The sequence below is a fragment of the Hydrogenophaga sp. genome (genome assembly GCF_028698005.1).
In the GTDB taxonomy this organism is placed as follows: Bacteria; Pseudomonadota; Gammaproteobacteria; order Burkholderiales; family Burkholderiaceae_C; genus Hydrogenophaga.
Genome location: NZ_JAQVEJ010000006.1, coordinates 1 through 13,663 on the forward strand (window position 1 = coordinate 1; position 13,663 = coordinate 13,663).

Genomic DNA, 13,663 nt, shown 5'->3' on the forward strand with positions numbered 1-13,663 from the left:
TGGTGCCGGAAAGAGGAGTCGAACCCCCGACCTTCTCATTACGAATGAGCTGCTCTACCGACTGAGCTATTCCGGCCTAGCCTTTTATTCTAGCAAATTTTCAGCACGGCGTTTTGGCCATGTCGGCTTCGAGGTGGTACCGCGTCACACGCTCGACCTCGTTCTTCGAGCCCAGGATCACGCTGACGCGCTCGTGCAACTGGGTGGGGGCCACGTCCAGGATGCGCTGGCGGCCGTTGGTGGCGGCACCGCCGGCCTGCTCGACCAGCCACGACATGGGGTTGGCCTCGTACATCAGGCGCAGCTTGCCGGGCTTGTTGGGTTCGCGCTTGTCCCAGGGGTACAGGAAGACGCCGCCGCGGGTGAGGATGCGGTGCACGTCGGCCACCATGGAGGCAACCCAGCGCATGTTGAAATCCTTGCCGCGCGGGCCTTCCTTGCCCTGCAGGCACTCGTCGATGTAGCGCTTGACCGGGGCATCCCAGTGGCGCATGTTGCTCATGTTGATGGCGAATTCCTTGGTGTCCTCGGGGATCTTCACCTGGTCCTGCGTCAGCACCCACGAGCCCTGTTCGCGGTCGAGCGTGAACATGGCCACGCCGTCCCCCACCGTGAGCACCAGGGTCGTCTGTGGACCATACACGCAATAGCCGGCAGCGACCTGCAGGCGCCCCGGTTGCAGAAAGTCGTTCTCGCACACGGGGTCGATCACATGGGGGTCATCATGGTGCTTGTGCAGCACCGAGAAGATGGTGCCGATCGACACGTTCACGTCGATGTTGGACGAGCCGTCGAGCGGGTCGAACATCAGCAGGTATTCGCCCTTGGGGAAGCGGTTGGGCACCACATAGATGCTGTCCATCTCCTCCGAAGCCATGGCGGCCAGGTGACCACCCCATTCGTTGGCATCGATCAGCACCTCGTTGGCGATGATGTCGAGCTTTTTCTGCACCTCGCCCTGGACGTTCTCGGTGTCGGCACTGCCGAGCACGCCACCGAGCGCGCCCTTGTTGACGCTGATCGAGATGCGCTTGCAGGCCCGTGCCACCACTTCAATCAGCAGGCGCAGCTCCGGGGGGATGCGACCGTGCGTGCGTTGCTGTTCGACCAGATAGCGGGTCAGGGAAATCTTGTTGCTCATGGGTACCTCTTTGGATCAATCAGCCAACGCCCGGGTCACGACCTCGCGCACATCGTTGCTCAGGTCGGATTTGGCCGCGACGCGCGCGATGGCCTCCCGGGCCGCGCTGCGGTAGGGCTCGGCGAGCTTCTTCCAGCGGTCCAGCGCACGGGCCAGACGGGCCGCGACCTGGGGATTGAAGGCGTCGATCTCGACGACCTTCTCGCTCCAGAACACATAGCCGGCGGCATCGGGGCGGTGGAAGGCACCCGGGTTGGCGCTGCAGTAGCTGAACAGCACGCTGCGCGCCCGGTTCGGGTTGCGCAGATGGAAGTCCGGATGGGTCAGCAACTGGCGCACGCGCGGCAGGATGTCGCCGCCGCGGTCGGGCGCGCCGGCCTGCAGGGCGAACCACTTGTCCAGCACCAGGGCCTCGTCCTTGAACATGGCGTGGAAGCGCTCCAGTGCCTGTGCGGCCAGCGGCTGTCCGCTGGAGACCAGGGCCGACAGCGCGTTGAAGCGGTCGGTCATGTTGCCCGCGTCCTTGAAGCGCTGGTAGGTCCTGCCGGGCCAGATGGGCTCGTTCGTCTCGCGCGCGGCCAGGCACAGCATCGTCAGCGCCATGCCGGTGAGGGCGCGGCGGCCGGCGCTCAGCGCGCCGGGGCCAGCGGCGCCGTTGTCGTGGTGCTCCTCATAGGCCCAGACCCAGTCGGCATGCAGCGCCAGCGCCAGTTGGCGGCGCATCGCCTCGCGCACCGTGTGCACGCGCTGCGGATCGACCACGTCGAGCTGCTCGGCGATGTAGGACTCGGCGGGCAGCGTCAGGGCCAGTTCCTTGAAGGCGGCGTCCAGGGTGGGGTGCCGCAGCACGGCGCGCATGCCCTCGATGAAGCCGGCGTCGAGCGGCTCGGTGGCGGGTGCGCCGTCGGCCTGGATGGCCGCCAGGGCACGGCGCAGGGCCAGGCGCTGGCCGGCCTCCCAGCGGTTGAACGGATCGCTGTCGTGGGCCAGCAGATGCAGCAGTTGCGCGTCCGACAGGTCCATCGCCAGGACGACCGGTGCCGAGAAACCGCGCAGCAGCGAGGGCACGGGCTCGGCGTCGATGCCGGTGAACACGAACTGCTGGCTGGCCTGCGACAGCACCAGGGTGTTGCCATGGGTGAGGGCTGCGGCATCCTGCAGTTGCAGCGGCAGGTCGCGTCCGTGGGCATCGAGCAGGCCGACCGCGACAGGGATCAGGAAAGGTTGCTTGTCCGCCTGGCCGGGCGTGGGCGGGCAGCTTTGCGTCAGGGTGAGCGTGTAGGTGTGCGCAGCGGCGTCGAATTCGCCACGGGCCTGCACGCGCGGCGTGCCGGCCTGGCTGTACCAGCGCTTGAACACCGGCAGCTGGCGGGCCAGTTCGCTGTCGGGGTTGGCGTCGGCAATCGCCTGGGCGAAGTCGTCGCAGGTCACGGCCTGGCCGTCATGGCGCTGGAAGTACAGGTCCATGCCCCGGCGGAAGCCCTCGCGGCCCACCAGGGTCTGCATCATGCGCACGACCTCGGCGCCTTTTTCGTACACCGTCACGGTGTAGAAGTTGTTGATCTCGACGTAGCTGTCGGGGCGCACCGGGTGCGCCATCGGGCCCGCATCCTCGGGGAACTGCGCGGTGCGCAGCACGCGCACGTCCTCGATGCGCTTGACTGCACGGGCCGAGGGCGTGGTGCACAGGTCCATGCTGAACTCCTGGTCGCGGAAGACCGTCAGGCCTTCCTTGAGCGAGAGCTGGAACCAGTCGCGGCAGGTGATGCGGTTGCCCGTCCAGTTGTGGAAGTACTCGTGGCCCACGACCGACTCGATGTTGGCGTAGTCGGTGTCGGTGGCGGTGGCCTGGCTGGCCAGCACATACTTCGTGTTGAAGATGTTCAGGCCCTTGTTCTCCATCGCGCCCATGTTGAAGTCGCTGGTGGCGACGATCATGAAGCGATCGAGGTCCAGGGACAGGCCGAAGCGCGCTTCGTCCCAGATCACGCTCTTGACGAGCGAGCTCAGGGCGTGCTCGGTCTTGCCCAGATCGCCCTGGCGCACGTAGACCTGCAGCAGGTGCTCCCTGCCCGAGCGGCTGACCACGCGCTGCTCGCGCGCGACCAGGTTGCCGGCCACGAGGGCGAACAGGTAGCAGGGCTTGCGGTGCGGGTCCACCCATTTGGCGTAGTGGCGCCCCTCGTTGCCCGGGCCTTCGAGATCACCCGACTCGACCAGGTTGCCGTTGGACAGCAGCACCGGGTACTGGCGCTTGTCGGCGCGCAGCGTGACGGTGTAGCTGGCCATCACGTCGGGCCGGTCGAGGAAATAGGTGATGCGGCGGAAGCCTTCGGCCTCGCACTGGGTGAAGAAGGTGCCCTGGCTCACGTACAGGCCCATGAGCTGGGTGTTCTTCTCGGGTGCGCAGGTCGTGAAAATCTCCAGCTCGAAGGGGTCGTTGCCTTCGGGCAGGTTCTCCAGCACCAGGGTCTGGCCGTCCATGCGGAACGAGGTGCCGGCGCCGTTGACCAGCACGCGGGCCAGATTCAGGTCCTCGCCGTCCAGGCGCAGCGCCTGCGGTGCCACGTCGGGGTTGCGGCGCAGGCGCATCCGGTTGAGGACGCGGGTCTTGGCCGGGTCGAGGTCGAAGACGAGATCGACGGTGTCGATCCAGAACGGCGGCGGCGCATAGTCTTCTCGGCGCACGATGGTCACCGGGCCTTCACGGAATGTCATGGTCAAACCCCTTGCTTGAGGGAGGCTTCAATAAACACGTCCAGGTCGCCGTCGAGGACCTTCTGCGTGGCGGAGACTTCGACGTTGGTGCGCAGGTCCTTGATGCGGCTGTTGTCCAGCACGTAGCTGCGGATCTGGTGGCCCCAGCCGACATCGGTCTTGGTGTCCTCGAGCTTTTGCTGTTCTTCCTGACGCTTGCGCATCTCGTGGTCGTACAGGCGCGAGCGCAGGCGCTGCCAGGCGACGTCTCGGTTGGAGTGCTGGCTGCGGCCATCCTGGCACTGCACCACGATGCCCGTGGGGATGTGGGTCAGGCGGACGGCCGAGTCGGTCTTGTTGATGTGCTGGCCACCGGCGCCGGAGGCCCGGTAGGTGTCCACACGCACGTCCGCCGGGTTGATCTCGATCTCGATCGAGTCGTCGATCTCGGGGTAGACGAACACCGAGGCAAACGAGGTGTGGCGGCCGCCCGAGCTGTCGAAGGGCGACTTGCGCACCAGACGGTGCACGCCGGTCTCGGTGCGCAGCAGGCCGTAGGCGTATTCACCCTCGATCTTGATTGTGGCGCTCTTGATGCCGGCGGTGTCGCCGGGGGTTTCGTCTTCCACCGTGGTCTTGAAGCCCTTGCGCTCGGCATAGCGCAGGTACTGGCGCAGCAGCATGCTGGCCCAGTCGCAGGCTTCGGTGCCGCCGGCACCAGCCTGGATGTCGAGGAAGCAGTTGAGCGGATCCGCCGGGTTGTTGAACATGCGGCGGAATTCGAGCTGCTCGACCTCGGGCGCGAGCTTGGCCACTTCGGCCTCGATGGTCAGCAGACCGGTCTCGTCGTCCTCGGCGGCCGACATCTCGAACAGCTCGGCGTTGTCGGCCAGCTCACCGGAGAGACGGTCGATGACCAGCACCACGCCTTCGAGCGAGCGCTTTTCCTTGCCCAGCTCCTGGGCACGCTTGGGGTTGTCCCAGACCGTCGGGTCTTCGAGCGCAGCGTTGACCTCGCTGAGCTTCAGGGCCTTGGCATCGTAGTCAAAGATACCTCCGGAGTTCGGCCACCCGTTCGGTCAGGTCGGTCAGTTGGTTCTGCAGGGCGTTGAGGCGTTCGGCTTCCATGGCGGGTCTTTCTCTTTCGGTTCGGTGCGCACGGGACAGCGCCCGTGAAACCGGTGATTTTCTCATGGTGGGGGATGGTTTGACAGCAGAGGTGGCGCCGGGCACGGAAATGTGCTCTATTGGGACCACCGAATGGTCTGTTTGCTTTTTGCCGTCCCGCGGATGTCCATTTCGATGCCCCATGCTCCCCGCCTGTCTGACGCCGCGGCCTCGTTGCCGGCCGTGCCATCGACCTTGCGTATTCCCCTCGCCGCGCGTGCGCTGGGTGACGCGCTCTTCCCGGCGGTGGCGGTCGGGGATGCGCAGGCGGCCCGTCTGCTGGCGGCACTGGGCGATGACGGCAGCCAGTGGCTGCAGGACCGTGCCAGTGTCTATGGCGTGCTGGCCCGCACCCGGTACTTGCGCTCCCTGGCACGGCAGTTCCTGCAGGCTCACCCCGGTGCCCGGGTCGTCAACCTGGGCTGCGGCCTGTCCGATTACGGGCAGTGGCTGGACAACGGACGGATGCGCATGACCGATGCCGATCTGCCCGAGGTCATGGCGCTGCGGCGCCAGCTCCTGCCTGCGCCTGGCGAGCGCCACGAGATGCGGGACGTCGATCTGTCCAGGCCGGGATGGTGGGACGCGCTGGCGCTGCCGCAGCGGCCCACCGGGCAGCCGGTTTTCCTGTTCTGCGAAGGGGTGCTGATGTACCTCGGGCCGGAGCAGGTGCAACAGGTCCTGCGGACGTTCGGCGAGCGTGCGCCGGCGGGTTCGTTGCTCGCCTTTGATGCCCTGTGCTGGCTGGCGCAGGGGCGTGCCGTGCTGCACGCGTCCGTCGGGCGTACGGCCGCGCAGTTCACCTGGGGCCCCCGCCGACGGCAGGAACTGGTGGCCCCCCACCAGCGGCTGCGGCTGGTGGGCCATCAGCCCGTGATGTCGGGCTATGGCTGGCCGGTCGCGGCCACCGAGCAACTGTTCGAGGCGTTCTGGGGCCTGCCGTTCTATGCCCTGTACATCCTGTGCGCCGATGACCGCTGAATGGCCGCCACGGTGCCTCAGTCGTCCAGAAAGTCCTCGATCAGCCGGGCCAGCGCCTGTGGCTGGTCATGGTGCAGCATGTGACCCGCATCCTCGACCACCGCCTCGCGCAGATCGGGGATCACACTGAGGCGCTGGCGGTAGTCGGCCAGCGTGTAGCGGCCTTTCCACCACTGCTGGAGGCTGTCGTCGCTGGCGATGATCGAGAGCACCGGTGCCGTGATGCGGGCAAAGACCTCCTGTACCTCGTCGGCGCGGTACAGCATGGCGCTGGCGACCTTGTGCGCCGGGTCGCCCAGGATGTGCCAGCGTCCCTCATCGTCTGCCCGCGCCCATTGGCGGGCCAGCCACTGGGCCTTGTCGGCGCCCAGTCTCGGGTTGGTCTTCATCAGGCGCCGTGCAACGCCGTCCACACTGTCATAAGGCTTGAGACCCATGTCGCCACGGCGCAGCGCCTTGAGCTCGTCGAGCCATTTCGCATATTGATCCGGTGCCTGCGAGGGCTGGGTCGGGGGCATGCCGAAGCCTTCGAGGTTGACCAGCCTCCGGATGCGTGCCGGGCGTACGCCCGCGTAGAGCATGGACACGTTGCCGCCCATGCTGTGGCCCACCAGGTCCACGGGCTGGTCGCCCGCGACATGGTCGAGCAGGGCGTCCAGGTCGGCCAGGTAGTCCGGGAACCAATAGCTGTCGGTCGGGGCGCCCTGGGTGCCGCCGAAACCGCGCCAGTCGGGGGCGATGATCTGACGGGAGCCGGCCAGCTGGTCCACCATGAACTGCCAGGAGGCCGACACATCCATCCAGCCATGCACCAGCACGAGGGGCGCCCGGCCGGGCACCGGCTCGCCCCACCGGCGAACCTGATAGTGCATGTGGCGGATGGGAATGACGTCGGTGCGGGAGATCTGCCGGGCTTGATACATTCGGGTGTTGACTGGAAAAAGCCGACAGCATACGCAGACCGGCCCAGGTCTGGCGTCCGCGCGGCGACAGACCCGAGCCGGCGGCTCGCCCATGCGCATGCTGCCCGGCATCGAAGCCATTGCCAACCATCCACACGAACGACGACACGCCGACATATGAAGAACCATGTTTCCCTAGGACAATCCTCCCTGCAGGTGTCGCCCATCTGCCTGGGCACCATGACCTTCGGCGAGCAGGTGGACGAGGCCGCCGCGCACGCCATTCTCGACCGCTCGCTGGAGCGCGGGGTCAACTTCATCGACACGGCCGAGATGTACTCGGTGCCCTCGCGGGCCGAAACCAGCGGCGCGACCGAAACCATCATCGGCACCTGGTTCGCCAGCCGCCCCGGCGCGCGGCAGAAGGTGGTGCTGGCCAGCAAGGTGGCCGGTCCGTCAAGAGGCATGCCCTGGCTGCGCGGCGAGGTCAGCAAGGCCGGCATCATCCAGGCCTGTGAAGAGAGCCTGCGCCGCCTGCGGACCGACGTCATCGATCTCTACCAGATCCACTGGCCCGTGCGCAACGTGCCGGTGTTCGGTGCCCTGTACTTCGATCCGTCCCGGGACAAGCCGGGGCCGTCGGTGCAAGAGCAACTGGAGGCCATGGCAGAGCTGGTCAAGGCCGGCAAGGTGCGCGCCGTCGGTTTGTCCAACGAGACGCCCTACGGCGTGCACGAGTTCGTGCGCGTGGCCGAACAGATGGGCCTGCCGCGCGTGGCCACGGTGCAAAACCCCTTCAGCCTCGTCAACCGCAGTTACGAGAACGGGCTGGACGAAAGCTGCCACCGCCTGGGCGTGTCCCTGCTGGCCTATTCGCCGCTGGCCTTCGGCCTGCTCACGGGCAAATACGACGAGTCCGGCCTGGTGGGTGAGCAGGGTCGTCTGGCGCTGTTCGAGTCCATGCGCAAGCAGCGCTGGGGCAGGCCCGAGGCGCTGGCCGCCGCGCGCCGTTACAACGCACTGGCCCGCGCGCACGGTCTGACGCCGCTGCAACTGGCGCTGGCCTTCTGCTACCGCAGCTGGCGCGTGGCCAGCACCATCATCGGCGTGACGACCCTGGCCCAGCTCGACGAATGCATCGATGCCTGGGACGTGCAGCTCTCGCCGGAAATCCTCAAGGCGGTCGACGCGATCCGTTGGGAGATGCGCGACCCGGCTCAGTGATGGCAAAGAAGACGCACGTCAGCGAAACGCCCGCCACCGCGTGGCTCAAGTCGCACGGGGTGGCCTACACCGAACATCCGTACGAGTACGTGGAGCATGGCGGCGCCCAGCACAGCGCCGCGGTGCTCGGGTTCGATCCGTTCGCGGTCGTCAAGACGCTGATCATGCAGGACGAGTCGGCGCGGCCGCTCGCGGTGCTGATGCACGGCAACCGCACGGTCTCGACCAAGAACCTGGCGCGCCAGATCGGCGCCAAGTCGGTCGAGCCCTGCAAGCCCGAGGTGGCCAACCGGCACAGCGGCTACCTGGTCGGTGGCACGTCGCCGTTCGGCCTGCGGCGGGCCATGCCGGTGTACGTCGAGGAAACCGTGCTGGGTCTGCCCAGGATCTGGATCAACGGCGGTCGCCGCGGTTTCCTGGTCGGCATCGATCCGGCGGTGCTGCGCGACACGCTCGGCGCGCGTCCCGTGCAGTGCGCGCTGGCAGAATAGGCATTCCGTTTTCCTGAGGCTTGTCTTGGACTCCATTCATTCCATCATCGCCGTGGTGCTGGCCTACCTGGCCGGCTCGCTGTCCTTTGCCGTGGTCGTCAGCCGGGCCATGGGGCTGTCCGATCCGCGCACCTACGGCAGCAAGAACCCGGGTGCGACCAACGTCCTGCGCTCGGGCAGCAAGGCGGCGGCCATCGTGACGCTGCTGCTCGATGCTTTCAAGGGCTGGCTGCCGGTGTTCGTGGTCAAGACCTGGGGCCCGTCCTGGGGCCTGGGTGATGGCGCCGTGGCACTGGTCGGTCTGGCGGCCTTTGTCGGCCACCTGTGGCCGGTGTTCTTCCGCTTCCAGGGCGGCAAGGGCGTGGCGACCGCAGCCGGGGTGATCCTGGCCTTCGAGCCCTGGCTGGGCCTGGCGGCCCTGCTGACCTGGGTCATCGTGGCCTTCTTTTCCCGCTATTCGTCGCTGGCGTCCATCGTGACGGCGGTGTTCGCGCCGGCCTATTACCTGTTCGGTCAAGGCGTGGCCTGGAGCGCGCCGCGCCCGCTGGTGCTGAGTCTGGCCGCCATGGGGCTGCTGCTGGTCTGGCGCCACGCCGAGAACATCAACCGCCTGATCGCCGGCAAGGAAAGCAAGATCGGCGCAAAAAAGAAAGCTCCATGACCGCCAACCAGGACATCACCCGCCTCGGCATGGCCGCGCGCTACAGCGAGGCCGCGGTCTTCAATGGCATCGTTTTTCTCGCGGGCATGGTGCCCGAGCGTGGTGACGTGGACATCCGGGGGCAGACCGGGGATGTGCTGCAGCAGGTCGAGCAGCGCCTGCTGGCATGCGGCAGCGACAAGTCGCGCATCCTGCGCGCCGAGATCTTCCTCGCGGACATCCGCGATATCGCCGTGATGAACGAGGTCTGGGACGCCTGGGTGGTGCCCGGGACGGCGCCGCCGCGGGCCACCGTGCAGGCCGCACTGGCCGATCCGGCCTGGCGCATCGAAATCGTCGTCACCGCGGCGCAGCGGGCCTAGAAGCGTTTTTGCAGTGTGAGCTGGTCGTTCTGGCGCAGCATCTGAAAGCGCGTCAGGAAACTGTTGCCCAGCAGCACGTAGGGCATGGCCTGCGGCAGCACGATGGCCGCCACGTCATAAACCTGCACGTCGCCCAGCCGGACGGACTGCAGACGCAGCATGTGGCCGACGGCCTGGCCGTTGGCGGTGCTCACGCCCACTTTCTGGCCCTTGTCAAAGGGCAGGTTGATGCGCCGGGCGTCGGCTTCACCGAGGATGATGTTGGTGGCGCCCGTGTCGATCAGAAAGCGCACCGATTGCCCGTTGATCTGCCCGCCGGCAACGAAATGCCCCCGGCCGTCGGCGGTCAGCACCACGCGCTCGCCCGTGCCGCTGGCTGAGGCACTGCTGCCAATGCTGACCGGTGCTTCGCCCACGCGCAGGGTGTGCTGACGGCCACCCACGTCGACCGTGGCCGTGTCCCCGGCGACACCGAGCAGTTTCACCCCCTGGTGCGTCTGCCCGGCCGACAGAAATTTCGGCGCGGTGCCATCCACCACCACCAGCGCCCGTGTGCCCGACACGCCGGTCAGTGCCACCGACTGAGCCCAGGCGCCCGCAACCGTGGAGCTCAGCAGCAGGCATGCGACACACCGTCGAAGCAAGGAAGGCTGTGGCATGCGATACCCCAGGCTCCAGGCACTCACGGAGCCGGCTTCGCCGGGCCGTAGGGTGCGTCCCCCCTCGAAGCGCCGCGCAGCGGCGCGCCAGAGAGGGGGGAAGCCGCCAAGCGGCGCGGGGGGGAGACCCATCAGTCCCGGAAGTTGTCGAAGGACAGGGGCAGTTCCTTCATTTCCGTCTTGATCAGGGCGATGGCGGCCTGCAGGTCGTCGCGCTTGGCGCCGGTGATGCGCACCGAGTCGCCCTGGATGGCGGCCTGCAGTTTCAGCTTGCTGCCCTTGATGAGCTGCTGGATTTTCTTGCCGTCTTCGCTGCTGATGCCATTGCGCACCTTGACGATCTGCTTGACCTTGTCGCCACCGATCTTCTCGGCCTTGCCGACGTCGAGAAAGCGCACATCCACGTTGCGCTTGGCCAGCTTGTTGCGCAGGATGTCCTCGACCTGCTGGAGTTGAAACTCGGCATCGCCGAACAGGGTGATTTCCTTGTCCTTGAGCTCGATGGCAGCGGCGGTGCCTTTGAAGTCGAAGCGGGTGCCGATCTCCTTGGCGGTGTTTTCGACCGCGTTCTTCACTTCCACAAAATCGGCTTCAAGCTTGGTATCAAACGATGGCATGGCGGTATCCGGATGACCGGGCGAGGCGGGTGAGACAATCCGGGAATGTTAGTCGAGAAACAGGCCTCCCTCCAGCCTTACAACAGCTTTGGCATTGCGGCGCGGGCCGACCATCTGGCGCGCATTGGCCATCCGTCAGACCTGCTGGGGCTGATGGCCCAGCCCGGCTGGGAGGGCACACCGCGTTTCGTGCTCGGCGGTGGCAGCAACCTGGTGCTGACCGGCGACGTGCGTGGCACCGTGCTCAAGGTCGAGATCCCCGGTCGCTGCCTGGTTGAGGAAAGCGCCAAAGGCTGGCTGGTCGAGGCCGGTGCCGGCGAGGACTGGCACGGCTTCGTGGACTGGACGCTGGCGCAGGGCTGGCCCGGCCTGGAAAACCTGGCGCTGATTCCCGGCACCGTGGGGGCGGCGCCGGTGCAGAACATCGGTGCCTATGGCGTGGAGCTGCAGGACCGCTTCCACTCGCTGGACGCCATCGATCTGGTCACCGGCAGGTCGATCACGCTCGATGCCGCGCAGTGCGGCTTCGGCTACCGCGATTCGGTGTTCAAGCACACGCCTTCGGATGCGCGCAGCATGGGCCTGGCCGGGCGTGCGCTCATCACGCGTGTGCGTTTCTGGTTGCCCAGGCCGTGGAAACCGGAGCTCGGCTACCTCGATCTTCAGCGCAAGATGGCCGAGACCGGCATCGCGTCGCCGGACGCGCGACAGATTTTTGACTGGGTGGTGGCGATACGCCGGGCGAAGTTGCCTGATCCGGCGGTTATCGGCAATGCGGGCAGCTTCTTCAAGAACCCGACGGTCACGGCCGAGCAGTGCGCCGACATCATCGCGCGCGACCCCAAGGTGGTGCACTACCCCATGCCCGACGGCAGCATCAAGCTGGCCGCCGGCTGGCTGATCGATGCCTGCGGCTGGAAGGGCAAGACCATGGGGCACGCGGGTGTGTACGAGAAACAGGCGCTCGTGCTGGTCAACCGCGGCACGCCCCGGCATCCGTGCACCGGCGGCGAGGTCATGACGCTGGCGCGTGCCATCCAGACCAGTGTCTACGAGCGCTTCGGCATCCGGCTGGAGCCGGAGCCGGTGGTGCTCTGATCGGTCAGCCGATCGGCCAGCCAGGCGCGTGGGGACGCGCCCACCTTGGCCGAGAACGCCCGTGACAGCGCCGAAGGGTTCGCATAGCCGAGTTCTTGCGCCAGCAGCTTGATGGGGCGGCCTTCGCGCAGCCGGCTTTGCGCCAGGGCGATGCGCCAGCCAGCCAGGTAGTCGGCGGGTGTCTGGCCCACCGCCTCGCGGAACGTGTTGGCGAATGCCGTGCGGGACATGCCGGCGCTCCCGGCCATGCGCTCCAGCGTCCAGGCCTCGCCCGGGCGCTCGTGCATGGCCACCAGGGCGCGCGCCAGGCGAGGGTCCGACAGGCCGGTGATGAGGCCGGGACGCACACCCGCTTCCTGCGGGTGGTCCAGCAGCCAGCGCAGCAACTGCAGCACCACGACCTCGAACAGCCGATCGGCCAGCAGTCGGTGGCCGCAGCGCACGCGATCGGTTTCGGCGAACAACAGCTCCAGCGCCAAGTCCAGCCCGGGCACCCGCGCCAGGGGCAGCGCGATCACGGGCGGTAGCGCCCGCGCCAGGGGGTTTTCCGCGCCGCCGTCGAAGACCAGCCGCGCGCAGGTGAAATCGGCCCCCTCGACGGGCGGGTTGTGGAAGCGATGGGTGAACGGACGGGGGTAGAACAGCAGCGCGGGCTCATCGAAGCGCAGGCGCCTGGGCACACCACGCGCGGCCGGATGGCTCACCTCCAGCCGGCCACGGCGCAGCACATGCAAGTAGCCGTGCCCCCCGCTGGCGTCGAACTGGCTGAGTCCGCACAGGGCGCCAGTGTGATGCAGTTGCGCCTGAACCCGGAAGCGTTCGAGAACGCCCGAGAGGCGGTCGATGGGGGTGTCGCCTGGCATATGTACGAATGGATGTTTTTTATGTATTCATTGTACCCATTGATACATCGGGTGAGCACATACTGCCCATCGACGGCTGTATTTCTTTCCCTCAACCTCCAACCCTCAAGGAGATCGGCATGCCCCGCGTCAACATCGAATCCCACAGCGCTCCCTCCGCCAGCCAGCCCTTGCTGGCCCAGATCCACCAGGCCTTTGGCGCCACGCCCAACATGTTCAAGGCCGTGGCCAACTCTCCTGCCGCCTTGCAGAGCATGTGGGGGGCCTTCGGCGCCTTGGGCAAGGGCACGCTCGGCGCCAGGCTGGGCGAGCAGATCGCCGTGGCGATCGCCAACCGCAATCGCTGTGAATACTGTCTGGCGGCGCACACCGTGCTCGGCCAGAATGCCGGCGCGTCCGCCGCTGAAATGGCGGCGGCCCAGGTCGGCGAGTCCGCGGATGCCCGGACCGCCGCGGCCCTGGCTTTTGCCTTGAAAGTGGTGGAGCAGCGGGCGCAGGTCGGCGACGCCGATGTCGCCCAGTTGCGGCAGGCGGGCTTCGGCGACGAGCAAATCGTCGAGATCATGGCGCATGTGGCCCTGAACCTCTTCACCAACTACATCAACGTCGCCCTGGACGTTCCGGTCGATTTCCCCAAAGTGGCGCTGAAGTGAGGCTGCCTGGCGCCGGCGCGGCCGGGTATTTCAGGGGCGGCTAAAATAACGGCTTCCGGCGCTGTTGCCGCTCCATGGGTTCCCTCGCCCCCATTCATCAAAAAGGATCGTCATGACCTCCATGATGGCGCCGCCCTCGCGCGTGCC

Annotated in this window: 14 protein-coding genes and 1 tRNA gene; 7 read left to right on the top strand and 8 right to left on the bottom strand. The window is 67.0% G+C overall.

Annotation, left to right across the window (positions count from 1 at the left end):
* From PHQ87_RS01270 to prfB, 4 genes are all read right to left on the bottom strand, one after another.
* Window positions 1–76: transfer RNA gene (locus PHQ87_RS01270), tRNA-Thr, on the bottom strand.
* A 24-nt stretch (window positions 77–100) separates the two neighbouring features.
* The gene (locus PHQ87_RS01275) at window positions 101–1,141 is read right to left on the bottom strand and encodes a class 1 fructose-bisphosphatase (protein WP_300230402.1); all 1,041 of its coding nucleotides are present in this window, start codon (window positions 1,139–1,141) and stop codon (window positions 101–103) included.
* Window positions 1,142–1,156: 15 nt separating this feature from the next.
* Entirely contained in the window at window positions 1,157–3,859 is a 2,703-nt protein-coding gene (pepN, locus tag PHQ87_RS01280; protein WP_300230404.1) for an aminopeptidase N, read from the bottom strand.
* Window positions 3,860–3,861: 2 nt separating this feature from the next.
* Window positions 3,862–4,966, bottom strand: a protein-coding gene (prfB, locus tag PHQ87_RS01285) for a peptide chain release factor 2 (RefSeq protein WP_300230406.1) whose coding sequence is annotated in 2 segments (ribosomal slippage) — window positions 3,862–4,884 and window positions 4,886–4,966 — 1,104 coding nt in all. Because the reading frame shifts where the segments join, the coding sequence is not laid out codon by codon here.
* Between the two features lie 234 nt (window positions 4,967–5,200).
* Between prfB and PHQ87_RS01290 the strand changes: the two genes are divergently transcribed.
* Complete coding sequence (locus PHQ87_RS01290) at window positions 5,201–5,986, top strand: class I SAM-dependent methyltransferase (protein ID WP_320388155.1); 786 nt, start codon at window positions 5,201–5,203, stop codon at window positions 5,984–5,986.
* Between the two features lie 17 nt (window positions 5,987–6,003).
* Here the strand turns inward: PHQ87_RS01290 and PHQ87_RS01295 are convergent, their stop codons facing one another.
* Window positions 6,004–6,909 carry an alpha/beta hydrolase gene (locus PHQ87_RS01295; protein ID WP_300230410.1) on the bottom strand — a complete coding sequence of 302 codons (906 nt, stop codon included), beginning with the start codon at window positions 6,907–6,909 and terminating at the stop codon, window positions 6,004–6,006.
* A gap of 156 nt (window positions 6,910–7,065) precedes the next feature.
* Here PHQ87_RS01295 and PHQ87_RS01300 point away from each other — a divergent pair, with 156 nt between their 5' ends.
* Genes PHQ87_RS01300 through PHQ87_RS01315 form a run of 4 tightly spaced genes read left to right on the top strand, consistent with a single transcriptional unit; the run spans window position 7,066 to window position 9,626 of the window.
* On the top strand, window positions 7,066–8,112 hold the full coding sequence (locus tag PHQ87_RS01300) for an aldo/keto reductase (RefSeq protein WP_300230412.1): 1,047 nt from the start codon (window positions 7,066–7,068) through the stop codon (window positions 8,110–8,112).
* Complete coding sequence (locus PHQ87_RS01305; protein ID WP_300230414.1) at window positions 8,112–8,603, top strand: aminoacyl-tRNA deacylase; 492 nt, start codon at window positions 8,112–8,114, stop codon at window positions 8,601–8,603. The genes PHQ87_RS01300 and PHQ87_RS01305 overlap by 1 nt, the downstream gene beginning before the upstream one ends.
* A 25-nt stretch (window positions 8,604–8,628) precedes the next feature.
* Complete coding sequence (gene plsY / locus PHQ87_RS01310) at window positions 8,629–9,264, top strand: glycerol-3-phosphate 1-O-acyltransferase PlsY (RefSeq protein WP_300230416.1); 636 nt, start codon at window positions 8,629–8,631, stop codon at window positions 9,262–9,264.
* Window positions 9,261–9,626: a RidA family protein gene (locus PHQ87_RS01315; RefSeq protein ID WP_300230418.1), complete on the top strand. Its 366-nt coding sequence runs from the start codon at window positions 9,261–9,263 to the stop codon at window positions 9,624–9,626. Before plsY ends, PHQ87_RS01315 begins: the two co-directional genes overlap by 4 nt.
* On the opposite strand, the gene PHQ87_RS01320 is transcribed toward PHQ87_RS01315, so the two are convergent.
* Entirely contained in the window at window positions 9,623–10,285 is a 663-nt protein-coding gene (locus PHQ87_RS01320) for a TIGR02281 family clan AA aspartic protease (RefSeq protein ID WP_300230420.1), read from the bottom strand. The two genes, PHQ87_RS01315 and PHQ87_RS01320, sit on opposite strands and share 4 nt — an antisense overlap.
* A 131-nt stretch (window positions 10,286–10,416) precedes the next feature.
* On the bottom strand, window positions 10,417–10,902 hold the full coding sequence (locus PHQ87_RS01325; RefSeq protein ID WP_300230422.1) for a YajQ family cyclic di-GMP-binding protein: 486 nt from the start codon (window positions 10,900–10,902) through the stop codon (window positions 10,417–10,419).
* Window positions 10,903–10,947: 45 nt separating this feature from the next.
* Between PHQ87_RS01325 and murB the strand changes: the two genes are divergently transcribed.
* Window positions 10,948–12,000: a UDP-N-acetylmuramate dehydrogenase gene (murB, locus tag PHQ87_RS01330; protein ID WP_300230424.1), complete on the top strand. Its 1,053-nt coding sequence runs from the start codon at window positions 10,948–10,950 to the stop codon at window positions 11,998–12,000.
* On the opposite strand, the gene PHQ87_RS01335 is transcribed toward murB, so the two are convergent.
* Complete coding sequence (locus PHQ87_RS01335) at window positions 11,952–12,863, bottom strand: AraC family transcriptional regulator (protein WP_300230426.1); 912 nt, start codon at window positions 12,861–12,863, stop codon at window positions 11,952–11,954. The genes murB and PHQ87_RS01335 overlap by 49 nt on opposite strands.
* Window positions 12,864–12,982: 119 nt before the next feature.
* On the opposite strand from PHQ87_RS01335, the gene PHQ87_RS01340 reads away from it, so the two are divergent.
* Entirely contained in the window at window positions 12,983–13,516 is a 534-nt protein-coding gene (locus PHQ87_RS01340; RefSeq protein ID WP_300230428.1) for a peroxidase-related enzyme, read from the top strand.
* Window positions 13,517–13,663 lie beyond the last annotated feature (147 nt).